The 23,354-nt window shown below is 60.6% G+C and carries 24 protein-coding genes; 16 read left to right on the top strand and 8 right to left on the bottom strand.

All coding sequences use genetic code 11. The annotated features are described in order from the left end of the window. The first annotated feature begins 1 nt into the window (after position 1). The 7 genes from LQ220_RS19535 to LQ220_RS19505 are packed head-to-tail and all read left to right on the top strand — an operon-like array spanning position 2 to position 7,071. The gene (locus LQ220_RS19535; RefSeq protein WP_230189854.1) at positions 2-475 is read left to right on the top strand and encodes a prepilin peptidase; all 474 of its coding nucleotides are present in this window, start codon (positions 2-4) and stop codon (positions 473-475) included. A 50-nt stretch (positions 476-525) separates the two neighbouring features. Continuing rightward, positions 526-1,527, top strand: a complete 1,002-nt coding sequence (gene cpaB, locus LQ220_RS19530; RefSeq protein ID WP_230189816.1) for a Flp pilus assembly protein CpaB — start codon at positions 526-528, stop codon at positions 1,525-1,527. 43 nt (positions 1,528-1,570) lie between these two features. Next, entirely contained in the window at positions 1,571-3,040 is a 1,470-nt protein-coding gene (locus LQ220_RS19525) for a type II and III secretion system protein family protein (RefSeq protein ID WP_230189815.1), read from the top strand. 17 nt (positions 3,041-3,057) lie between these two features. Beyond that, positions 3,058-3,747, top strand: coding sequence for a CpaD family pilus assembly protein (locus LQ220_RS19520; protein WP_230189814.1), 690 nt, complete (start codon positions 3,058-3,060; stop codon positions 3,745-3,747). Beyond that, a complete protein-coding gene (locus tag LQ220_RS19515; RefSeq protein WP_230189853.1) occupies positions 3,747-5,024 on the top strand; it encodes a pilus assembly protein CpaE in 1,278 nt (425 codons plus the stop codon). Before LQ220_RS19520 ends, LQ220_RS19515 begins: the two co-directional genes overlap by 1 nt. A gap of 40 nt (positions 5,025-5,064) precedes the next feature. Further along, on the top strand, positions 5,065-6,060 hold the full coding sequence (locus LQ220_RS19510) for a type II secretion system F family protein (protein ID WP_230189813.1): 996 nt from the start codon (positions 5,065-5,067) through the stop codon (positions 6,058-6,060). Between the two features lie 18 nt (positions 6,061-6,078). Beyond that, on the top strand, positions 6,079-7,071 hold the full coding sequence (locus LQ220_RS19505; RefSeq protein WP_230189812.1) for a type II secretion system F family protein: 993 nt from the start codon (positions 6,079-6,081) through the stop codon (positions 7,069-7,071). Between the two features lie 3 nt (positions 7,072-7,074). Here LQ220_RS19505 and LQ220_RS19500 read toward each other — a convergent pair whose 3' ends face one another. Continuing rightward, positions 7,075-7,941: an S-methyl-5'-thioadenosine phosphorylase gene (locus tag LQ220_RS19500; RefSeq protein WP_230189811.1), complete on the bottom strand. Its 867-nt coding sequence runs from the start codon at positions 7,939-7,941 to the stop codon at positions 7,075-7,077. 152 nt (positions 7,942-8,093) lie between these two features. Between LQ220_RS19500 and LQ220_RS19495 the strand changes: the two genes are divergently transcribed. Beyond that, positions 8,094-8,486 carry a DUF2147 domain-containing protein gene (locus LQ220_RS19495; RefSeq protein ID WP_230189852.1) on the top strand — a complete coding sequence of 131 codons (393 nt, stop codon included), beginning with the start codon at positions 8,094-8,096 and terminating at the stop codon, positions 8,484-8,486. An 8-nt stretch (positions 8,487-8,494) separates the two neighbouring features. Here LQ220_RS19495 and LQ220_RS19490 read toward each other — a convergent pair whose 3' ends face one another. The 5 genes from LQ220_RS19490 to LQ220_RS25080 form a co-directional block, all read right to left on the bottom strand. Further along, complete coding sequence (locus LQ220_RS19490; protein WP_230189810.1) at positions 8,495-9,187, bottom strand: amino acid racemase; 693 nt, start codon at positions 9,185-9,187, stop codon at positions 8,495-8,497. A gap of 60 nt (positions 9,188-9,247) precedes the next feature. Further along, entirely contained in the window at positions 9,248-10,687 is a 1,440-nt protein-coding gene (locus tag LQ220_RS19485) for an NAD(P)(+) transhydrogenase (Re/Si-specific) subunit beta (protein ID WP_230189809.1), read from the bottom strand. Further along, positions 10,687-10,971: an NAD(P) transhydrogenase subunit alpha gene (locus LQ220_RS19480; RefSeq protein ID WP_104952160.1), complete on the bottom strand. Its 285-nt coding sequence runs from the start codon at positions 10,969-10,971 to the stop codon at positions 10,687-10,689. The genes LQ220_RS19485 and LQ220_RS19480 overlap by 1 nt, the downstream gene beginning before the upstream one ends. A gap of 75 nt (positions 10,972-11,046) precedes the next feature. After that, the gene (locus LQ220_RS19475) at positions 11,047-12,165 is read right to left on the bottom strand and encodes an NAD(P) transhydrogenase subunit alpha (RefSeq protein ID WP_230189808.1); all 1,119 of its coding nucleotides are present in this window, start codon (positions 12,163-12,165) and stop codon (positions 11,047-11,049) included. A gap of 69 nt (positions 12,166-12,234) precedes the next feature. Then, positions 12,235-12,360 (bottom strand): aa3-type cytochrome c oxidase subunit IV, encoded by a 126-nt coding sequence (locus LQ220_RS25080; protein WP_354958250.1) that lies wholly within the window; start codon positions 12,358-12,360, stop codon positions 12,235-12,237. Positions 12,361-12,538: 178 nt separating this feature from the next. On the opposite strand from LQ220_RS25080, the gene LQ220_RS19470 reads away from it, so the two are divergent. Genes LQ220_RS19470 through LQ220_RS19460 form a run of 3 tightly spaced genes read left to right on the top strand, consistent with a single transcriptional unit; the run spans position 12,539 to position 15,441 of the window. Next, positions 12,539-13,954: a sigma-54 dependent transcriptional regulator gene (locus tag LQ220_RS19470; RefSeq protein ID WP_230189807.1), complete on the top strand. Its 1,416-nt coding sequence runs from the start codon at positions 12,539-12,541 to the stop codon at positions 13,952-13,954. A 33-nt stretch (positions 13,955-13,987) separates the two neighbouring features. Next, on the top strand, positions 13,988-14,755 hold the full coding sequence (locus tag LQ220_RS19465) for an SDR family oxidoreductase (RefSeq protein ID WP_230189806.1): 768 nt from the start codon (positions 13,988-13,990) through the stop codon (positions 14,753-14,755). A 59-nt stretch (positions 14,756-14,814) separates the two neighbouring features. Next, on the top strand, positions 14,815-15,441 hold the full coding sequence (locus LQ220_RS19460; protein ID WP_230189805.1) for a hypothetical protein: 627 nt from the start codon (positions 14,815-14,817) through the stop codon (positions 15,439-15,441). Here LQ220_RS19460 and folP read toward each other — a convergent pair. Both folP and LQ220_RS19450 read right to left on the bottom strand, forming a co-directional pair. After that, positions 15,438-16,559 (bottom strand): dihydropteroate synthase, encoded by a 1,122-nt coding sequence (gene folP, locus LQ220_RS19455; protein ID WP_230189804.1) that lies wholly within the window; start codon positions 16,557-16,559, stop codon positions 15,438-15,440. The genes LQ220_RS19460 and folP overlap by 4 nt on opposite strands. A 43-nt stretch (positions 16,560-16,602) precedes the next feature. Then, on the bottom strand, positions 16,603-18,129 hold the full coding sequence (locus tag LQ220_RS19450) for a M23 family metallopeptidase (protein ID WP_230189803.1): 1,527 nt from the start codon (positions 18,127-18,129) through the stop codon (positions 16,603-16,605). Between the two features lie 235 nt (positions 18,130-18,364). On the opposite strand from LQ220_RS19450, the gene LQ220_RS19445 reads away from it, so the two are divergent. From LQ220_RS19445 to LQ220_RS19425, 5 genes are all read left to right on the top strand, one after another. Further along, positions 18,365-20,965, top strand: coding sequence for a helicase-related protein (locus LQ220_RS19445; RefSeq protein ID WP_230189802.1), 2,601 nt, complete (start codon positions 18,365-18,367; stop codon positions 20,963-20,965). Further along, entirely contained in the window at positions 20,958-21,257 is a 300-nt protein-coding gene (locus LQ220_RS19440) for a S4 domain-containing protein (protein ID WP_230189801.1), read from the top strand. The genes LQ220_RS19445 and LQ220_RS19440 overlap by 8 nt, the downstream gene beginning before the upstream one ends. Positions 21,258-21,350: 93 nt before the next feature. Further along, the gene (gene fdxA / locus LQ220_RS19435) at positions 21,351-21,689 is read left to right on the top strand and encodes a ferredoxin FdxA (RefSeq protein ID WP_230189800.1); all 339 of its coding nucleotides are present in this window, start codon (positions 21,351-21,353) and stop codon (positions 21,687-21,689) included. A gap of 236 nt (positions 21,690-21,925) precedes the next feature. Continuing rightward, complete coding sequence (locus LQ220_RS19430; protein ID WP_230189799.1) at positions 21,926-22,456, top strand: CarD family transcriptional regulator; 531 nt, start codon at positions 21,926-21,928, stop codon at positions 22,454-22,456. 145 nt (positions 22,457-22,601) lie between these two features. Next, a complete protein-coding gene (locus tag LQ220_RS19425; RefSeq protein ID WP_230189798.1) occupies positions 22,602-23,342 on the top strand; it encodes a head GIN domain-containing protein in 741 nt (246 codons plus the stop codon). Positions 23,343-23,354: the final 12 nt, after the last annotated feature.

The following is a 23,354-nucleotide window of genomic DNA, read 5'->3' as shown; positions in this document are numbered from 1 at the left end:
CATGACCGGGGAATTTTTCAAATTTGCACTGCTGGCGGTACTGTCAGGCCTGCTTTTGGCAGCCGTCGTAACCGACTTGCGGTCGCGCATCATCTCCAACTGGCTCAACTTGAGCATCGCGTTGCTGGCACCGCTATACTGGTGGGCTTGCGGCATCGATCTGTGGCCTGACGTGGCGTTGCAAATCGGGCTGGGCGTTGGCGTGTTTGCAGTCTTCGCGGGCCTGTTCGCCATCGGCATGATGGGCGGCGGCGATGTGAAGATGCTAGCGGCCCTTGCACTGTGGTTCCCGTGGCAGAGCCTGATCGTTCTCTTGACCATTATGGCGCTGGCGGGCGGCGTAGTTACGCTGATCACGATAATTCATCATCGCATCGCCAAACGCGAGGGTCCGCCGGAGATTCCGTACGGCGTTGCCATCTCCGTTGCCGCGCTTTGGCTGGTTGGCGAACGATATATTAACCAATTCACGTGAAGAAGAAGGTTGGGGCCGACGGCTTCAACTTGAGGGAGGCGAATTTCGTCATGGATGCCAAGAAAATTGTGCTGCTGGTTGGCGCGCTTATCATAGCAGTCGCTACGGCTTTATTGGCACGTAGCATGCTGTCGTCATCGGGAACGCCGCAAGCCAGCGCATCAGCCATGCCAGTCGACGCGGATACGCCGTTTGTGCTGGTCGCGACCAAAGCGCTGCCGGTTGGCACCATCCTCGACGCAGAGAGCTTCCGCTTTCAGCCCTGGCCCAAGGATCTGGTCGAACAAGTCTATTTCCTCAAGGGGCAGGTCAATCCGACCAGCCTGGCAGGGAGCGTCGTTCGCAATCCTATCACTGCCGGTCAGCCGCTGACCCAGGGCGCCGTCATCAAGCCGGGGGACCGTGGTTTCCTTGCTGCCGCCCTCGGCCCCGGCATGCGCGCCGTAACGGTGCCGGTGCAAATGGCCAACTCAGTCGCAGGCTTTGTATTCCCGGGTGATCGCGTCGACATGATGCTGACGCAGTCGGTTGCGGGTGGCGGCGAAGGCGAACCGCTCAAGGTTTCCGAAACGATCCTGCGCAACCTGCGCGTCCTTGCCACCGATCAGCGCACCGATGCGCTCGGTCCCGACGGCAAGCCGATCGTCCAACCCTATTCCAACGTCACTCTGGAAGTGACGCCCAAGATCGCCGAAAAGATCGCTGTGTCGCAGACGCTGGGGTCGCTGTCGCTGTCGCTTCGTTCGATTGCCGACAATGCGTCCGAAATGGATGCCGCGATTGCCAGTGCCAGCGACGATCTGCCCGATGGCAAAGATCCGGCTGCTGAAAAGCGCGCGCTCGCCAAAATCGCAGCCAGTCCGGCGGACAAGGGATCGACCTTTGCCACCGGCGCGGATGTATCGCGTTTTCAGCGCCGCAGCGTACCTGCCAAGCCCGCCGTCATCGGACCGGGCGGTGCGCCTATGGCACCGAACGGCGCGCCCGTAGGCCCCAGCGTCCGGGTCGCACGGGGAACAGATGTGACCGTTGTACCGGTCGGGGGGAAGTAAGATGACTTTAACCAAGTTCCTTGCGCGGAAATCCGCCGCATCCATGCTGGCCATAAGCGTTGCAGCGGGTGCAAGTTTGATCCCCGGCGCGACCTTGAACGCAGCGCCGTCCAACAGCACCAGTGCGGACGGCGGTGTCATTCTCTCGGTTGGCGGCAGCCGGGTCGTGAACCTGTCCGGCAAGATGTCCGACGTGGTGGTAGCCAACCCGACCGTCGCCGACGTCTTCGTCCGTTCGGATACGCAAATTTTCATCCTGGCCAAAGCGCCGGGCGAAACCACCGTATCGGCAGTTAGCAAAGGCGGTCAGACCCTTTACACGACTGTCGTGCGGGTCGGCAACAACCTGACCAGCGTCGATCAGATGCTCAAGCTCGCCATGCCGGATGCCGATGTGCAGGTATCCACGATGAATGGCATGATCTTGCTGACCGGCACGATCAAAGCCCCCGAGGATGCGGCCGAAGCAGAACGGCTCACGCAGGCTTTTGTTGGCAAGGAGGTTACAGTGGTGAGCCGCTTGCGGACGGCTACACCATTGCAGGTGAACTTGCAGGTCAGGATTTCCGAGGTCAGCCGCAACCTGGTTCACAAGATTGGCGTCAACTTAACCTCTTTTGATCCAGGCGGCACAAACAGCATAAGTGGGTTCATTGGTCGCGCGGGTCGCGATTTCGGTAAGTTCGAACTTGAAAAGACAAGCCCCAACTACGGGTCGTTCACGTTTAACCAAGTTGCGGACAACACCACAACAATTGGGGGAATTGCCAAGCTCTTTGGGGTGAACATTGCTGGAGCGCTTGATCTTGCCGAAACGGCAGGTTTGGCAACTTCGCTCGCGCAACCGAATCTGACCTCGCTTTCCGGTGAAACTGCAAGTTTCCTTGCGGGCGGCGAGTACCCCTATGCCGTCAGTAACGGCCTTCAAGGCAATACCATCGAATTTAAACAATATGGCGTACAACTCGCCTTCACACCTACTGTATTAGCAGATGGTCGCATTTCGTTGCGCGTTCGGCCGACCGTTTCCAGTCTCGACTTCTCGATCAATTCTTCAGTCCCAGCGCTTAAGAGCCGGATGGTTGAAACGACAGTCGAATTGGGTTCCGGACAAGCTTTCATGATCGCGGGCCTGCTTAGCAACGACAATGCAAACAACGTCGATAAGGTGCCTGGCATCGGCAATATCCCGATCCTTGGTAGCCTGTTCAAGTCACGAAATTTCCAGCGCAATGAAACTGAACTGGTTGTCGTCGTAACGCCCTATCTTGTTAAGCCGACTAACGCTTCGGACATCCGTTTGCCCACCGACGGTTTCCGGACAGCTACGGAGGCACAAGGGCTTTTCAATCAGCAAGGTTCAGATGGCGTGAGCGGAGCGCGCGCACCGACGCCGACCATCGCGCCGTCGGGCAGTCAGAATGTTGCACCCATTGCGCGTGCCAACACGACCAATCAACCCACACCCAATAAATCGGGCAGCGGCACCGCCGCTCCCGGCTTCAGCTTCTGATGGGAAGGACCGTTAAAATGGTACGATATTCCGCTGAACGGACCTCACTTCACAGCCGCGGGGCGACGCTGCTCCGCTCTGCTCTGATTGGCATAGCGTTGCTGCCTCTGGCGGCATGTGGGGGCAGCGACACAAGCTTCAACCGGGGCGTGCAATCTGTGCATCAGCCGGTCGTGAGCTACACTAACTATGCGTATGACGTACAGGTCGACAGCAATGGCTCTCTCTCGCCCAGCGAAGCAAAGCGGCTGGAAGGCTGGTTGGGTTCGATCGGTATTGGCTATGGTGACCGCATTTCGGTCGCATCCGACGCAAGCTATTATGGCCGCGGCGTGCGCGACGGGATCGCCAATATCGTTGGACGCCGTGGACTGCTTATCGAAGAGGATGCCGCGATTGCCGTCGGCGATGCGCCGGCAGGATCGGTCCGTCTAATCGTCCGCCGCGCGTCGGCAAGTGTACCGGGCTGCCCCGACTGGCGCGATACCGCCGAGAGCAACGGCGTCGGCAGCACGTCGCGCAACTTTGGCTGCGGTATCAATGCCAACCTTGCTGCCATGGTCGCCAATCCGGAAGATCTGGTGCGCGGCCAAACAACCCAGAGCGACTTGCGCACAGCGACATCGGATCGTGCGATCAAAACCTATCGGGAGAAACCTCCGACAGGTTCTGGCGACCTCAAGACCATTACCGCAGGGGGTAAATGATGAACGCACCGTGGAAAGGCGCAGGGTCCGCCGCGCGTGACCCGTTCCAGGCATTTACCTGCGACGATCATAGCTTCGATGTCATTCGCAGCGTTTGCATCGAAATGGGATGGCCACCGGAAAAGGTGAACAAGGGCGGACTGCGTAATGCGGTCCAGTCGCTGTCGATCAGCGCGAGCCCCCAGATCCTGTTCGTGGACCTTTCGGAAAGCGGCGATCCGCTTAACGACATCAACGGTCTTGCCGAAGTATGCGAGCCGGGGACGGTCGTCATTGCTGCGGGCCAGGTGAACGATGTTCGGCTGTACCGCGACCTGGTGGCAAGCGGCATACAGGATTACTTGCTCAAGCCGCTGAACGCGGACCATCTGCGGGACACGATCACGCAGGCACAGGCCGTTTTCATGGCACCCCGCACCGATGCATCCACGGAACGTCCGCATCTGTCGGCGGCCATAATCGGCACCCGCGGCGGCGCCGGCGCCTCCACCATCGCAACCTCGCTTGCTTGGCTCTTTAGCGAAAAGAGCAAGCGGACGACGGCTCTGCTGGATCTCGACGTGCATTTCGGCACGGGTGCGCTAGCCATGGATCTGGAGCCCGGTCGTGGTCTGACGGATGCAATCGAAAATCCCGGACGCATCGACGGCCTGTTCATTGAGCGCGCAATGGTGCGGGCAAGCGATCGTCTGGCGATCCTTTCCGCCGAAGCGCCGATCAGCCAGCCGATGATGACCGATGGGGGCGCCTATCACCAGCTACTGGACGAATTCCGCACAGCGTTCGAATGCAGCGTGGTCGATTTGCCGCGCGCCATGCTCATTGCACACCCCCATCTGATTTCAGATGCCAACGTCACCATCGTCGTCACCGAGATGACGCTGGCCGCCGCGCGCGACTCGATCCGGATATTGTCCTGGCTGAAAAGCAACGCGCCCCAATCGCGCGTCATCGTGGTCGCCAACCGGGTACATCCCACGGCACTGGAAATCAGCCGCAAGGACTTCGAGCAATCGATCGAGCGCAAGGTGGATATCATCGTGCCCTTCGACGCCCGCCTCGCCGCGCAAGCGGCCAAGCTGGGCAAGACGCTCGCCGAAGTAGCCAAGGGCAGCAAGACGGGCCTCGGCCTGACCCAGTTACTGGAGGAAGCACTGGGCGTTCTGGACGAAGCTGGCGCAGCCAAGTCCAAGCCCAAGGGCAGCTCGCTCATGGGTAAATTTACCGACTTCCGATCGAAGATGCCTGCCAGAAAAGACAAGAAAGCCGCCGTATAACGCCGCGCGTTCGGAACCGGCATGACGGGACAGATGTACGATGGATAGCCAATTGATCCTGCTGATAGTGCTGGCCATGAGCCTGGTGGGCATATTGGCATTCGCGTTGTCCGGCCCTTCGCCGGATAAAGCGCGGCAGCGGCGGCTGGCCTTGATCCGGGGGCGGCATGCCGACTCTCCGGATGCTATTCTTGAAGCGCGGATGCGGAAAGCCATTTCCAACCGCACGACCGACGACATGAAGTTGTTGGTGTCGCTGATTCCCAATCCGGAAAACCTGGCCAAACGTATCCGAATGACCGGTAAGAAATGGACGCTCAGCCATTATATGGCTGTAAGCGCCGGCATATTCGTCACGATAACCGCCATCATGGTTCTGCGGGACAACTCGCTGCTTTTTGCGTTGTTCGTCGGGCTGGCCGCTGGTTTGGGTCTGCCCTATTGGTTCACGGGCAAATTGATCGCCAAACGCATCGGCAAATTTACGAAGAATTTTCCGGATGCACTGGAATTGCTGGTGCGCGGGCTGCGTTCCGGCCTGCCGATCAGCGAAACGATGAGCATCGTGGCGAGCGAAGTGCCCGGACCGGTGGGTGAGGAATTCAAGCTCATCAACGAGCGGATGAAAATCGGCAAGACCATGGACGTGTCATTGCAGGAAACAGCAGACCGCCTTGGCACGGCGGAGTTCCAGTTCTTCGTCATCACATTGGCAATCCAGCGTGAGACGGGCGGTAACTTGGCCGAAACACTGTCCAATCTTGCCACGGTGCTGCGTCAGCGCGCCCAAATGAAGCTCAAGATCAAGGCGATGTCGTCGGAATCCAAGGCTTCGGCCTATATTATCGGATCGCTGCCATTCATTGTGTTCGGCCTGATTACATACATCAACTATGATTATATGGCGCCGTTCTTCAATGGCGATCCCACGGGCTTGATGGGCCTCAGCCTCATGCAGCTTATTGGCCTTGGTGGCATGGGCTGGATGAGCATTGGCGTGTTCATCATGTCGCAAATGATCAACTTCGAAATCTGACAAGGGAGGCACGACGACATGCAAGCCGCAACGCCGCCCGGAGCCACATTGTTCGGGTTGACTGCCACCGATCTGGGCACGCTGCTCGCCGCATTGGCCACTCTGGCCATGATGTTCGTACTGTATACCGTTATGACGGTGCGCGACCCAATGGCCAAGCGCGTCAAGGTGCTGAACGAACGCCGCGAACAGCTCAAAGCCGGGATTACGGCCTCGACCACGAAGCGTCGTGCCAAGCTGGTTCAAAAGAACCAGACGACCGATAATATGCGGTCGTTCCTGTCGAGCCTGAAAGTTCTGCAGGAAGACCAGTTGAAAGAGGCGCAGATCAAACTGGCGCAGGCGGGCATCCGGTCGAAGGATTGGGCCGTCGCGATCATTTTCGGTCGCATGATTGTGCCCATCGTCGTGGGTATTGCCGTTGGCCTGTGGCTCTATGTGCTGGGTGGAGAACCCGATTGGGGTCCGATGAAGCGCTTCGGTTGCTTTGCGGTATTGCTGATCCTCGCCTACAAGGCTCCGGACATATTCATCGACAACAAGGTCTCCAAGCGTGCGACGGAAATCCGCAAGGGCCTGCCCGACGCCCTCGATCTTTTGGTGATTTGCGCGGAAGCGGGTCTAACCGTTGATGCCGCATTCAGCCGTGTTGCCAGGGAACTGGGCAAAGCGTATCCCGAGCTAGGCGATGAGTTTCAGCTTACCGCCATCGAGCTGAGTTTTTTGACCGAACGCCGTCACGCCTTCGAAAATCTGGCAACGCGCGTCAAGCTGGATGCAGTCAAAGGCGTCGTCACGACCATGATCCAGACCGAGAAATACGGCACGCCGCTTGCGTCGGCCCTGCGCGTTCTGTCAGCCGAATTTCGTAACGAGCGTATGATGCGCGCGGAAGAAAAGGCAGCACGTCTGCCTGCGATCATGACCGTGCCGCTGATCCTGTTCATCCTTCCGACGCTGTTCGTCGTTATTCTCGGCCCGGCTGCCTGCTCGATCTCTACGGCGTTCTAAAGATTACCGTAGCAGTCGCCCTGCGACGGCATCCAGCCGTGCGACCGTTTCGGGGTCGCGTGCTTCCTGCGCGGTTATAAGAGCATGATCCAGGCACGTGTCGATCGGTGAAGCCGTGCGTTCGGACGGCAACAGCGCGATAAACTCCAGCACCAATCGCCTGGCAAGTGCGGCATTGTCGTTAAGAACGCGCAGAACGTCGGTCACTTCAACGCCTGCTTCCTCGGTTCGCCAGCAGTCATAATCCGTTACCATCCCGACAAGCGCGTAAGGCAGTTCCGCTTCGCGCGCGAGTTTGGCTTCGGGCATGGCCGTCATCCCGATTACATCGCAACCCCATTGCCGGTACAAAGCACTTTCCGCCCGTGTGGAAAATTGCGGTCCTTCCATTGCCAGGTAAGTCGCGCCAAGGGTCGTCGGTGCCTTGGCAGCGCGCGCGGCTTGCGCGGCCAGATCGGATAGACGCGGGCATACTGGGTCCGCGAGGGAAACATGGGCGACCAACCCCTTGCCGAAAAAGCTTTTTGCTCGCCCAAAGGTTCGGTCAATAAACTGATCGGCTATTACGAAATGCCCGGGTGGCAGTTCTTCACGGAGCGAACCTACAGCGGAAATGGACAGAATGTCGGTCACCCCCAGCCGCTTCATCGCGTCGATATTCGCGCGGGAGTTCAGGTCGCTCGGCCCCAGATAATGCCCCCGACCATGGCGCGGTAGAAAGACGCAGCGAACCCCCTCAATATGGCCGACCAGAAACTCGTCGGATGGTTTTCCCCATGGCGTAGTCACTGCCACCCAATGCGCATCCTCCAGTCCCTCAATGCGGTAAAGGCCGGAACCGCCAATGATGCCGATTGTCCATTCGCCCATAGTTTTTACGACCCCCGTGTTCCGCGCAGGCCATTCGGTCCATCGCGTTTCCGTTTACTGTGTCTAGCCGTGATCGGATGGCAGCTTTATGACAACGATAATCGACAAAATAGGAGCGCAGTTTGAAATCGAGCCCTTTACGCATAGCGCTGATGGTTTTGGCTGGAGGCTGGATTTCAATTGCCCAGGCTGCGCAGCCGATATCCGGGCGCTGGTTTACCGAAGATGGCAAGGCCATCGTGCAGATCGGCCCGTGCGGCAAAGCGGTGTGCGGACGCATCAGCAAGGTCATAAAGCCGACACCCGGCGCTCCTCAGAACGACGCCTATAACCCCGATAAGAAGCTTCGCAGTCGCTCGATCGAAGGGCTGACGATCCTTACCGATTTCAACGATGCAGGCGACCTCTGGAAAGGCCAGATCTACGATCCGCAGTCCGGCAAGACCTACGCATCGAAGCTGACGCGCAATGCCAATGGAACGCTCAAGGTGCAGGGGTGCATCGCATTTTTCTGCAAAACGCAGACATGGACGATAGCGCGATAGCCTTCGGCCTATTCTGCGAGAATAAACGCCGCGCCTGCTTTCGCATGGATGGTGGTGCAGTCATAAATCGGCAAGACGTTCGCTTTGACATCGACGATCATTTCCAGCTCGGTGCAGGCGAGCACAACGGCCTGAACCTGCTCCTTCGCGATGTCGGTGAGTTCCGATTTCATGAAGCGCTCGGATTCGCGCGTGGCTTTACCGAGCACCAGTTCCTCATACACGATCCGGTCGATCCGATCGGCAAGGCCCATGTCAGGCGGCAACAACGATACGCCACGCGACACGAGGCGCTGACGATAGAATTTTTCGGTCATCACGTTGCGGGTGCCGATCAAGGCTGCGGATTTGATGCCGTCGGCCTGCATTTTGTCACCCACGACTTCCGCGATATGGATGATCGGAACGTCGACCGATGATTCCACCGCCTCAAACACTTTGTGCATGGAATTGGCGCAGATAAGCAGCGCCTCTGCTCCGGCTTGCTGCAGCCGCTTCGCCGCCCCGATCAAATGGCCGGATGCGCAATCCCAATCGTCCGCGCTGGTGCAGCGGGCGACGTCAGCGAAATCGAGGCTCTCTATGAGGATCGGTGCGCTGTGTAATCCGCCCTTTGCGCGCGCGACCATTTCGTTGATAATCTGGTAATAGCGCGCCGTGGACGTCCAGCTTAGGCCGCCGATCAAACCGATTTTACGCATTGCCTGCCGTCCTCACCCTAACCGTCTGCAAAAGATACGGACGGTTAGGGGATGGACCGCTTAGTGAGCAAGCCCCTTGACGATTTCTTCCACCATCTTCTTCGCATCAGCGAGGAGCATCATGGTGTTGTCCATATAGAAGACTTCGTTATCGACACCGGCATAGCCCGCGCCGCCCATCGACCGCTTCACGAACAGCACCGACTTGGCATTGGCAACATCGAGGATGGGCATGCCATAAATGGGCGATGTCTTGTCCGTCTTGGCTGCAGGGTTGGTGACGTCGTTCGCGCCGATGACGAAGGCGACATCGCATTGGCCAAATTCGCCGTTGATGTCTTCCAGCTCAAACACATCGTCATAGCCGACATTGGCTTCGGCCAGCAGCACGTTCATGTGGCCCGGCATACGCCCTGCGACCGGATGGATCGCATATTTGACGCTGATGCCTTCCTTTTTGAGCAAGTCGCCCATTTCGCGCAACGCATGCTGTGCCTGGGACACCGCCATGCCGTAACCCGGCACGATGATGACGCTTTCGGCCTGCTTCATCAGGAACGCAGCATCTTCGGCGGAACCGCGCTTGTAGGGGCGGTCAATGACCGCACCACCGGCCCCGGCAGGACCGGCATCTGCGCCGAAGCCGCCGGCGATCACGCTGATGAAGCTGCGATTCATGGCTTTGCACATGATGTATGACAGGATCGCACCGGAGGAGCCCACCAGTGCACCGGTGATGATCATCGCGCTGTTACCCAGCGTGAAGCCCATCGCGGCGGCGGCCCAGCCCGAATAGCTGTTGAGCATCGAAACGACGACCGGCATATCCGCGCCGCCGATCGGGATGATCAGCAGGAAGCCGATGGCAAAGCTGAGGCCGATGACTGTCCAGAACAACCAGGGCGCGACCAAGCTAGGCGCAGCCATGACGTAGAACCAGGCGATGAGGCCAAGGATCGCTGCGAGCGTACCCAGATTGATGGCATGACGCCCCGGCAGCATGATCGGCTTGCCCGACATATTGCCGTTCAGCTTCAGGAACGCGATGACCGAACCGGAGAAGGTAATCGCACCGATGGCGACACCCAGACCAAGCTCGATGCGGCTGGCATTGTGGATCTCGTTCGTCACCGTATCGAGAATGCCGAACGCTGCGGGATTGAGATAGGCCGCTGCACCCACCAATACTGCCGCCAAGCCGACGAGTGAGTGGAACGCGGCCACAAGCTGCGGCATGTCCGTCATCGCGATCTTGCGTGCGGTGATGAAGCCGATGACCCCGCCGATGGCGATGGCACCGACGATTTCGGGCAGGCTGGTCAGATCATGGGTATAAAGCGTGGTGGCCACGGCGATTGCCATGCCAGCCATGCCGAAACGGTTGCCGGTGCGGCTGGTCGCGGGGCTGGAAAGGCCGCGCAAGGCGAGGATGAACAGAACGCCTGCGACCAGATAGGCCAGCGCGACGAATGGGGGAACGGATGTGACCGCTTCGTGCATCACTTGCGCTCCTTCTTCTTGTACATGGCCAACATACGCTCGGTCACGGCAAAGCCGCCGAATATGTTGACCGACGCGAATACCACCGCGAGGAGGCCGAGATACTTGGCCGCGGCGCTACCGGCCTCAGCCGATGCGACCAGCGCGCCGACGATGATGACGGACGAGATAGCGTTGGTAACCGCCATCAAAGGCGTATGCAGCGCGGGCGTCACCGACCACACCACATAATAGCCCACGAAACAGGCCATCACGAAGATGGATAATATTGATACGAAGTCCATTTTTGGCCCCCTTGGCTCGCCCCTGCGCACAGCGGCTTAGCGCAACCCGGCTGATATCCGGGCTCCGGATTATTCTTAGAGCAACCGCTCGTTCACAACCTTGCCGCCCTGCGTCAGACGGATAGCGTTGCCGATTTCCTCATCCAGCACCGGCGCGTTCTTTTCCTTGTCCCAGAAGGCGGACAGGAAGTTGTAGAGGTTGCGCGAGAACAAAGCGGATGTGTCCGCCGCGACGCGGGACGGAACGTTGCGATTGCCGACGATCTTGACGCCATGCTTGACAACGACTTCGCCCGCGACAGCGCCTTCGACATTGCCGCCTGCTTCGACGGCGAGATCGACGATCACGCTGCCGGGCTTCATGCTGGCGATCTGCGCATCGCTGATGAGGCGCGGTGCAGGGCGTCCGGGGATCAGCGCGGTGGTGATGACGATGTCCTGCTTGGCGATATGCGAGGAGACCAGTTCGGCCTGCGCGGCCTTATATTCGTCGGACATTTCGGTGGCATAGCCGCCCGATCCTTCGCCTTCGATGCCTTTGACGTTCTCGACGAACACCGCCTTTGCGCCAAGGCTTTCGATCTGCTCCTTGGTCGCGGAGCGCACGTCCGTTGCCGACACCTGCGCGCCAAGGCGGCGGGCCGTTGCAATGGCTTGCAGGCCCGCGACGCCCACACCCATCACGAAGACGCGCGCGGCGGAGACCGTGCCAGCCGCCGTCATCATCATCGGGAAGACGCGATCATATTCGGCGGCGGCGTCGAGCACTGCCTTATATCCCGACACGTTCGATTGCGACGACAGAATGTCCATCGACTGCGCGCGGGTGATGCGCGGCATGAATTCCATGGCCAGCGCTTCAAGGCCCGCCGACGCATAAGTGTCGACGCGCGCCCGATCACCGAAGGGATTGAAGCTGGCAGCGATCCATGCGCCAGGTTTCGCTCCCGTCAGCGTGTCCGCTGGAGGTGCCTGAACGGCCAGGACGATGTCCGCTCCGGCAACTGCGGTGGCACGATCGGCAACGGTTGCCCCGGCTGCGGCATAAGCCTCGTCGCCAATCGATGCAGTCACGCCAGCACCGGCTTCGACGGCTACTTCAGCGCCCAAAGCGATGAACTTCTTCACGGTTTCGGGCGTACCGGCGACACGCCGTTCCCCCGCCGCCAATTCCTTCACGATGACTATTTTCAACTGCATCCCCCCGCGCTGCTCCGGACTGACCTCGACCGGACTTTCAGCTCAATTTACGATCCTGGCCGTTCAGCTAGAGATCAGGATAACGACTAGCGCCCCAAGACCGACGCTCACGATAGTGCCCCATTTCATGAAATTCAGAAAGCTTTCGTACGTCTTTTCTGCACTCTTGATATTTTGCTGAGAGGCCATTGCATTTCCTTCGATGTTGAGCGTTTCGACATTCTCCTTATCGACAACACTCTGCGCCCTCAACCCTGCCATGCCCCAAAGAATTATGTGTCAGGCTTAATCGGGTCTTTACCGCAACCTCGTAGAATCGTCCTCCTGTCAGAAGTTAGGGGGAAGAAGTTTGCGGGACGAAACGCCCATGCTGCTGCTTATCGATGATGAGCCTGCTCAGCGGCGGCTTGTGTCCGCGCTGGCTGCGCGCGCGGGATGGCGTACGCTGTTTGCCAATGACGGGGAAACTGCGCTGGCCACGTTGGGTACGCAGGATGGGTTGCGGCTCGACGCAGTGCTGATCGATCAGTGGAGCCCGGATTTCGACCCGACCGATCTGGTTCGTGACATCCGGGCGCAACGCCCTTCCCTGCCGATCCTGATTGTCACGGCACATAACAGTGTAGCGGTCGCCGTGCAGGCGATGCGTGCGGGCGCCACCGACTATCTGTCCAAGCCGATTGCGCCTGACCAATTACTCGCTGCGCTCAACGCGACCTTGAGCGCAACACCCGACAGCCGCGAACTGCGGCCGCTGACGGAGAAAATCTCCGCGCCCCTCGCATTCGAAGAGATTGTAGGCTCTGCTCCACAATTCCGGGCTGCGCTCGCAGTGGCGGCGAAAGCGGCACGGGCGCGCATTCCCGTGCTGATCGAAGGCGAGAGCGGCGTCGGCAAGGATGTGATCGCGCGTGCGATCCATGCGGCATCGCCACGTTTCAAACAACGGATGGTTGCCGTGAACTGCGGCGCGATTCCCGCGAATCTCGTCGAATCCGAACTGTTCGGGCATGAGCGTGGCGCATTCACCGGGGCGTTCGATCGCCAATCGGGGCGTTTCCTCGATGCCGATATGGGCACTATCTTTCTGGACGAAGTCAGCGAACTCCCGCTCGAGGCGCAGGTAAAGCTGCTGCGTGTCCTGCAGGATGGCGAAGTTCAGCCGCTTGGTGCACGCATGCCGATCCATGTGGATGTCCGCGTCATCGCCGCGACCAACCGCCGCCTGATCGACGAAGTGGAAGCCGGGCGCTTTCGCGAAGACCTTTATTATCGTCTGAACGTCGTTCAGTTGACCATTCCGCCGCTGCGCGAACGGTCCGGAGACATTCCCGCTCTCTCCCGCCATCTGCTGGCGCGGATTGCGGCGCAGCCGGGTTTGCGCAGTCTGGGCATCACAGGCGAAGCCGTCGCATTGCTAATGCGGCACGAGTGGCCGGGCAATGTCCGGCAACTCCAGAACGCCCTGTTTCGCGCGGCAGTGCTGTGCGAAGGCGATGCGCTGACGCCGCAGGATTTTCCGCAAATCTCCGCGCAGATCGTTGCACGGCAGAGCAGTGGCAACGCCCAACCGGCACAGGCTAGCCATGGTGAGGCAGCAGGTATCACCTTGTTCGAACCCGATGGGCATATCCGTCAACTGGGGGAGATCGAAGCCGACGTGGTACGGCTGGCCATCGGCCATTACCGTGGCCGGATGAGCGAAGTGGCGCGTCGGCTGGGGATCGGGCGCTCCACGCTCTACCGCAAGCTTGCCGAATTGGGGATCGACAGCGCAGCCTGACTTGGCCCATGACAGCCTCGTCAGGAGAGCAGAATGTCGGGACGTTTCAAAGGTCATAGCGCGCTTATCACGGGTGCTGCTTCGGGAATCGGGCTGGCGAGTGCGCAGCGGCTGGCCGACGAAGGTATCGAGCGGCTGATCCTGTGCGACCTAAAAGCCGATACGCTCAATACTGTTGCAAAAGCTCTTGGCGGCAAGAAGCTGACAATCGATTGTCTGGATGGCGATGTGGCCGATCCGGCATTCTGGGCGGCAAATAAGTCGACACTCGAAAACGTCACTTTGGGACTGGCCAATGCCGGAATAGCCGACACGGGCGCGATAGACGACATGGACTTTGCCGACTGGCGGCGGGTGATGTCGGTCAATCTGGACGGCGTGTTCCTGACGTTGCAGGCACTGTTTCAGGCGATGAAGGGGCCGGGTGCCATCGTCGTCACAGCGTCCGTTGCGGGCATCAAAGCGGAGCCGGGAACCGCCGCCTATGCTGCGTCGAAGGCAGGTGCGTTGCATCTGATGCGGGTGGCGGCAAAGGAAGGGGCAGCGCGGCGTATCCGGGTGAATGCCATCGCACCGGGTGGCGTGCGCACGCCGATCTGGGAGCAGGCGCCGTTCTTCACCGACCTTGCCGAGCGGCGTGGCGGGATCGAGGAAGCTTTTGTGGCGATGGGCGATGCGACGCCGCTGGGCCGCTTTGCCACGGCGGAGGAGACTGCCGCGCAGATCGCTTTCCTGCTGTCGGACGAGACAGCGACCATGACCGGATCGGTGCTGGTCAGTGACGGCGGTTATCAGCTTTGAAGGGGCCATCGGGCGCTCTTCGGTTGAATTAACGGACGCACTATGCTTTGGCTATTGCCATGAAAACGCGTCTTGCCAGCCTCGCCCTGTTGCTCCTCGTCACCGCATGCGGACGGCAGGAGTCGGTTTCCGAAGTTCCCAACAGCGAGCAACTGGCGGCGGATGCGAAGGCCGCTGCGGACGAAGCAGCGAAAAAGACCGGGGCTTCGGATGCGGTGGCGTTAGAGAATCGCAATTACGTCAATACGCCGCGTGGCTTCTCGATCACATTGCCCGAAGGCTGGGTGCGCAATACGCAGACGTCGACGGCCGAGGGCGTGGTGTCGGAAGATCCGGGCGCAGGCGCGGACGTGCGGGTTTTCTGGTCGGCCAACAGCAATGATCAGGATTTGCGGCAGATCGTCGAAGCGATGAACGACCAGTCCGAAGCCGTCGATGGCGATTTCGTTGGTGAGAACGAATATCGCGGCACTGCGAACGATGGCGAAGGCAATAGCGTGGCCGTGCGTATGGTCCGCAAGAAGGACGGATCGCTGGTGACTGCGACCTTCGTCTATCCCGAAATGCTGAGCGAGCAGTATCAGGCCATCGGCCAGCGCACGTTGGACAGCCTGCGCGTGTTCGATGCAGCGGTCACGCCGCCTGCCGAAGCGGCTCCTGCTGCCGCAAGCAACGCCGCAAATTAAGGCGCGACAAGCGCCGCGTCGCGCAGGCCGCGCCAGAGGTGTAGCGCCTGTACGGTTTCCGGCACATCATGCACGCGCACCATCTGGGCACCCAGATCCACGGCGCGACTGGCCAACGCCACGGACCCGCCGAGCCTTTGCGCGGCAGGTGCTTCATTGGACAGTGCGCCAATCAGACGCTTGCGACTTCCCCCGAAAAGCAGCGGTACGCCCAGTCCCGTGAAGAGCGCGAGCCTGTTCACCAGCGCCAGATTGTCGGCCAGCGATTTGCCGAATCCCAGGCCGGGATCGACAATGATCTTGGCGCGCGCGATTCCGGCGGCTTCACAGGCGGCAATGCGCGCCTCCAGCCAGTCGAACACATCGGTCGCGACATCGCCATAGCCGCTGCGATTCGCGTGGGGATCGTCGCCGGTCGAAGGAGCATGCATGAGGATCACTGGACAGCTGGCGCGGGCCACCACATCCATGCTGCGGGGATCGTGGAGTAAGGCACTGATATCATTTACTATTGTGGCACCAGCGCCAAGCGCCGCTTCCATCACCGAAGCCTTGCGCGTGTCAATCGATACCGGCACGCCGGAGGCCGCAAGCCGCTCGATGACCGGCACCACACGGGTGATTTCATCGCCTTCCCAGACTTTCTCCGCGCCCGGACGTGTCGATTCGCCACCGACATCGACCAGCGCGGCACCCGCCACGCTCATGGCGAAACCGGAGTCGGCTGCCCCCTGCACATCGCCGACATGCTTGCCGCCGTCTGAAAAACTGTCCGGCGTGAGGTTCAATATCCCCATGACCTGCGGCAGATCGAGGCGGATGGTGCGTTCGCCCAGTTGCAGCGCGGAGCGCGGGGCGGCGATGTTGGCGACCAGCATTGTCGCGCGCTCGGCCAGGGGGTCTGGCAGACCTGCTATCCAGTCGGGAAAATGTTCGACGGGAATCGTATCGCGAAATACGCGCACGCCATTGTGAATCGCGACAGCTTCGTATGCCTGAAACCACAGCATGCTGTTGCCGATGCGGGCGGTGCGGCCATCCAACCCGACTGGCGTATCGACGAATGCGACGGGGCGCAGGGTCAGGCGGGCATCGGCGGGAATGGCGGACTGGATCATATGTCCCGCATTAATGCGATCTGGCCGGCGTAGGAAAGCCCGATTATTTGCCCCTGGCTGTCCCGGCGACTTGCGCGGTCTGAACTGCTGCCCCGACTCTGATCGACTTGAGCGCAGCAAGGCGCGCGCGGAACGCGGCCAGATCGCGACCCGCCAGTTGCGACGTGGTAGTGAAGCTGACCGAGGACGGATTTACCGTCTGGCCATTGCGATAGAGTTCGTAGTGGAGATGCGGGCCAGTCGAAAGGCCGCTGGACCCGACATAGCCGATCACCTGACCGCGCCGGACGCGCTGACCGGGATAGGCCGCGATCCGGCTCATATGCGCATAGCCCGTGGCCAGACCGCCGCCATGCGAGAGCTTCACATAATTGCCATGGCCGCCATGACGCCCGGCAAAGGCGACCACGCCGTCGGTCGCCGCGTAGATCGGAGAGCCATAGGCGGCGGCAAAGTCGATACCTGCGTGCATCCGGGTAAAGCCGAGGATCGGGTGACGGCGCATACCGTATCCCGATGTCATGCGTCCCGATACCGGTTGCGCCAATACGCCGCGACGTTCGCCGACGCCCGATGCCTCGAACCATTCGGTGCGACCGCCGGTGGTCCATTTGAGCATGTCGATATCCTTGCCCCGCGCCCGTTTCAGGCCGGCGTAGAGCAAGTCGCCGACTTCCACGTCGCCGGTTTCGGCGCGGCGATGGGCGACGATAATGTCGTAGCGATCGTTGGCGCCGATGGAGCCGATCGAAATCTGCTGCATCAAGGTACGCAGAAACGACTGGACAGCCTTGGGCGGTGCACCGGCCGCGCGGGCGGAGCGATAGAGGCTTTCGCCAACCGTCCCCTGAATGCGCAAGGGCGTGTCATCGACGCGGATGGGAATGCGCTTGGCCTGCAACGTGCCATTCAGGCGCGTCACGTCAATCGCAAGATCGAGCCGGGCACGGAAGGAAAGGCTTTCGAGCGGACGGGGCACCGAACGGCTGATGCGGCGACCCAGAACGATGTCCAGACGGGTGCCAGGCTTCAGCGCATCGCCGCGCAGATCGAGACCGGTGAGACCGATAACCCGCCCCGCATCGGCGCTGCTGACCCCTGCGCGCGACAAGGCGCGGGCGAAGCTGTCGCCATTGCCGATCTGTGCGGTGAGTTCGACTTGCGGGCGTTCAGGCGTTTCCTTGAGCGAGGATACGGCGTCGGTCGCGCCCATATGGCGTCCGCTGTCCGCGCCGAGCGCAAGCGGCGTGATCATCTGGCTGCGCACTTCATCGAATTGCCGCGCATCCATGACGGGTTCGCTCGTGCCGGGAATAGGATTGAAACCGGGGGACAGAGCGATGGCGGACGCACATAGCGCCGTGCAGGTCGCGAGGCCGCGGAACCATGTCAGGCTACCGACGCGCTGGCCCAGATCGGGGACGAGTTCGACGTCTTCCGCCCAATCCTTCAGGCGGGCGCGCCAATCGCGGGTGTCGACAGGAAGGCCGGGATTGGCAATCGCGCCAGCCAGCCACAAGGATGGCGCAGCGCCACCCTGGGCAGTCCCGAACTCATTCTTCTGAAACAAAACCGGCAACCCCCCGGACCATATTCCTGCCACAGCCCCCGCGCCACGGCATTAGGATTACGCTTGTGAACACATAAGGTTAAAGTCAATTTAACGGATGGACGTCAAACCGCTTTCTGCGGCGAACGGTGCCTTAGCGCCGTCCAATGATCCAAATGGGCGGGAACATAATCCGCGAGCGCACTATGCACGCATCCCCCCTTGCGTCGGCCCGGTCCTTGCCCGACATACGGCCATGGTCCAGTTCGCACGATCCGCCGTTACCGCCGTGCTTGGCCCGACGAACACTGGCAAAACCCATCTGGCCGTCGAAAGATTGTGCGGGCATTCCAGCGGGATGATGGGTTTTCCGCTGCGTCTGCTGGCGCGCGAAGTCTATGATCGGGTGGTGGCGATCAAGGGGCGCGAGAGCGTCGCGCTGATCACTGGCGAAGAGAAAATCTGCCCGCCCAAGGCGCGCTATTTCCTGTGCACTGCCGAGTCGATGCCGGTCGATGGGGATTACGCCTTCGTTGCGCTGGACGAGGCGCAACTGGGCGCTGACCCGGAGCGCGGGCATGTGTTCACCGACCGCCTGCTAAGGGCGCGCGGACGGGAAGAAACGATGATCCTGGGCTCGGCGACCGTCGCGCCGCTGGTGCGCAAACTGGTGCCGGACGTGGACATCATCAGCCGGCCGCGCTTTTCGACCCTGAGTTATGCGGGAGCGAAGAAGCTGTCGCGCCTGCCCAAGCGATCCGCCATCGTCGCCTTCTCCGCTGAGGAAGTATATGCCGTCGCCGAGATGCTGCGGCGGTTCAGCGGTGGCGCAGCAGTGGTGATGGGCGCGCTCAGTCCCAGCACGCGCAATGCGCAGGTCAAGATGTTCATGGAGGGTCAGGTCGACTATCTGGTGGCGACCGACGCCATTGGCATGGGCCTCAATCTCGACGTGGCGCATGTCGCCTTTGCTTCGTTGCGCAAGTTCGACGGGCATCGGACACGCAGGCTCTCGATCACCGAGATGGCGCAAATCGCGGGGCGCGCGGGGCGGCATCATCGCGATGGGACATTCGGGTCGCTGGGCGGCGAAGGGGGCGATGCGTCGTTCACGCCCGAGGAAATCGAAGCGATCGAAGCCCATCGGTTTCCGCCGCTCGATTTCCTGTACTGGCGCGATGGTGCGCCGCGTTGCGACACGCTCGACATATTGATATCCGATCTGGAGGCGCGCCCCGACAAACCGCAGTTGCGCGCCGCGCCGGAAGCCGTCGACCTCACGGTGCTCAAGCGGATGGCCGACGATCCGCTGGTCATCGAACGCGCGCGCAACCGCCAGCAGGTGAAACGCCTCTGGTCGGCTTGCGGCTTGCCCGATTTCCAGAAACTGGGCGCGGATCATCACGCACGGATGGTGTCGCGCCTGTGGCGGTTCCTGTCGGAAGGTCAGGGCTATATCCCGCGCGACTGGTTCGCGCAGCATATCGCGCGGCTCGACACCGTGCAGGGCGATATCGCCACGTTATCGGGGCGGATCGCGGCAGCACGGACATGGTCCTATATCGCGCATCGACCCGACTGGCTGGAATATCCCGCCGAAATGGCGGAACGGACGCGCGCACTGGAGGAAAAGCTCTCGGACGCTCTGCACGCCGCACTGACCCAACGCTTTGTCGACAGGCGTACCGCGGTGCTGTTGCGCGATATGGGGCAGAATATGGCGCTATTGCCCGTCGATGTGGATCAAGATGGATCAGTCAGTGTCGATGGCGAAGCGATAGGACGACTTGACGGATTCCGTTTCTCGGTCGATCCCCTTGCACGTGGTGAAAACCGGCGCATGTTGCTGGCAGCCGCGGAGAAACGACTTGGGGCGATATTGCGCGTGAAAGCCGATGAATTACTGGCGGCACCCGATGCTGCATTGGTGCTTACCCCCGGCCCGACGGGGATGCCGACGATATGCTGGGACGGTATCGAGATCGCGACCTTGCACAAGGGGGCGACGTTCATTGCGCCGGAGATTCGGCTGGACCGCGCGCTGACCGATCTGGGACCGGACATGCACAAGCGAATCGCAGAGCGATTGGCGACGTGGATGACGGCGCAGCAGGAGCGCAACGTCCTGCCGCTCGTCAAAATGGCGGCGGCGGCAATAGATCCCGCCGTGCCGCCCGTCATCCGAGCGGTGTTTGCGCAACTGGCCGATGCAGGCGGGGTGAGCGACCGCATCGATATAGACCCGGCCCTCGCGCATCTGGACAAGGAACAGCGATACACGCTGCGCAAGTCCGGCATTACCGTGGGTGTGCTGGATATTTTCCATCCCGGCCTGCTCAAACCCGGCGCGGCATTGTGGCGGATGGCTTTGATGTCGGCGCGCACTGGAAAGCCGATGCTGCCCCTGCCCCCTGCAGGCGCGACGCTGCTGGCGCTGGAAGGTGCGGATACCATCGAAGGCGCGCGCATTGCCGGGTTCCGGGGGTTCGGTGCGCAGCATCTGCGGATCGACATGGCCGAGCGCATGGCCCGCGCCGCGCATGAGACCATTGCGAAGGGCGAGCCGTTCGTTGCGCTCGATCCGCGGATCGTTTCGCTGGGCTTGCTGGAACCGGCTTTCCTCGAACTGATGCGCGCGGCCGGGTTTCGGCAGATCGAAGCCGTAGAGAGCGGGCCGAACTGGGTGTTTCGTGGGCGGCAAAAGGCACGCCCCGCCGAGCGGCCTGCGCGCCCCCGACCGCACGGCAGGAAGGACGGACCGCGCCCGGCGGAGAAGCCCGCGGCGGCGCCTGCGCCTTCCCCATCGGCAGGGTCGGCTTTCGCCGGTCTCGCCGACTTGCTGGGGCGCAATGGCTGAGCGGGCAGTAACGACAGCAGCGTCCAGCCCGACGCTGCGCATCGACAAATATCTGTGGTTCGTCCGGCTGGCCAGCAGTCGCACCAGTGCCCAGAAACTTGCCGAAACCGGATATGTGAGGCTGAACGGGCGCCGGATAGAACGCGCCCATGCACCCGTCCGGCCCGGCGACCTGATAACCTTTCCATTTGGAGAAGCGGTGCGCGTGGTGCGCGTGAGCGCCGTGCCCTTTCGTCGCGGACCGGTGCCCGAAGCACAGGCCTGTTACGAAGAAATTGTTGTGGGGGGCTGATACAAAGCTGCGCGCTATCGTCGCCATTCATATTGACGCAGGCGAAGGGCCGGAATAGCAGGACGACACTGGACCCAGGAAAAGGCCCCCCAAATGACCTATGTCGTGACCGACGCATGCATTCGCTGCAAATATATGGACTGCGTCGAAGTATGCCCCGTGGATTGTTTCTACGAAGGCGAGAACATGTTGGTCATCAATCCCAGCGAATGCATCGACTGTGGTGTGTGCGAGCCTGAATGCCCCGCCGAAGCCATCCTGCCCGATACCGAAAACGGTCTGGAGAAATGGCTGGAGCTGAACACCAAGTTTTCCGCCGAATGGCCGAACATCACGACCAAGGGCGATGCGCCGGCGGATGCCGACGACCATAAGGGCGAAGACGGCAAGTTCGACAAATATTTCTCTCCGGAGCCCGGCGCAGGCGACTGATTTCGCGGCGACATATCGACATTACCAACCTCTTCCTCATGCACATGATGCGTGGGGTGGTAATTTTATTACGAATCTGCTACATGATACGGAGCAGCGGGCGCCTTCGCGTCCGTGTGGAGTAAAATCGTCCCATGATTTTTCGGTGACGTTGCGGATAATGCCGCATGTAGGCCCCCTTTTTGCATGCGGTGACGCAACACCGGTTTCTCCCAGTTGTGATGGAAAGGTTCCAAATGGCTGCCAAAGCGCTGTCCTTTGACGTCGGTGATTACGTTGTTTACCCCAAGCATGGCGTTGGCCGTGTAATAGAGCTGCAGAAAGAGCAGATCGCAGGCATGGACCTGGAACTGTATGTTTTGCGCTTTGAAAAGGAACGCATGACTTTGCGCGTTCCCACCAACAAGGCCGAAGGCGTGGGGATGCGCAAGCTGTCCTCCAACAAGACGCTGGAAGAAGCCATGGATACCCTCAAGGGCAAGCCCAAGGTCAAGCGGACCATGTGGTCGCGCCGTGCGCAGGAATATGAAGCGAAGATCAATTCGGGCGACCTGGTGTCGATCGCCGAAGTGACGCGCGATCTGTTCCGCGCGGACGATCAGCCCGAGCAGAGCTATTCCGAACGCCAGATCTTCGAAGCGGCGTCCAGCCGCCTCGCCCGCGAACTCGCGGCGATGGAAGAAACGGATGAACCCGGCGCGCTCAAGAAAATTCTGTTCATCCTCAACGAGGCTGCACCGAAGTATAACAAGGAAAAGGTCGACTGAGGCTTTTACGGCTTTAGCGATACTGCAAAGGGCGTCCCGTTTGGGGCGCCCTTTTCCGTTGAGGCGCAACGCCATGGCGATTTTGCCTTTACAACCAAATGTCACCTTGTGTATTATAACGGCAATACAGTTGCAGGAGCCGACGATGCCTAAGTCCCCCATTCTTTCTGCTGCGTTGGCAGCGTCCGTGCTGGCCCTGACAGCCTGTTCGATCAGCAATCCGAGCAGCAGCATTCCGGGTGCTGTGGCGGGCAATGGCGATCTGTCCAGCCTGCGCGATTTCGCAAGCGTGGAAGCGACTGGCCCGGACGACGTCATCGTGACCGTCGGCCCCGCGTACAAGGTGACGGTCGAAGGCGATGCGAAAGTGCTGGAAAGGCTGGAGATCGGCGTCAAGAACGGGACTTTATATGTCGGTCGGAAAAGCCGGATCGGCATCATGTGGAGCAATGACGACGAAGGCGCGACGGTCCGCGTAACCATGCCCGCAATGGCCGCCGCATCGCTGACCGGATCGGGCAATATGAAGGTCGACACGGTGAACGGCGAAAGGCTCGCCTTGTCCCTGACCGGATCGGGGAATATCGATCTGGGCAAAGCAAAGGTGGGGATGCTGAAGGTCGACACCACGGGATCGGGCGATCTGAATATTGGAGGGACTGCCGATTCCGCAACGCTGTCTGCCACCGGATCGGGCGGTATCAATGCTGGCGCGCTGAAAGCGGGCAAAGCCGAGATCGACATATTGGGTTCGGGCAACGTCAAGCTGGCGTCCGATGGTCCGGTCAATGTGAGCATCATGGGATCGGGCAATGCGGACGTGCGCGGCAAGGCGCAGTGTAAAATCAAGGCGATGGGATCGGGCGAAGCGCGTTGCACGGCTTGATGCGACGCCAAC

The sequence above is a fragment of the Sphingobium sp. CECT 9361 genome (assembly GCF_918741285.1).
Lineage (GTDB): Bacteria > Pseudomonadota > Alphaproteobacteria > Sphingomonadales > Sphingomonadaceae > Sphingobium.
Note: the sequence above shows the minus strand (reverse complement) of the source record. Positions and strands in the feature narration are given on the sequence as shown.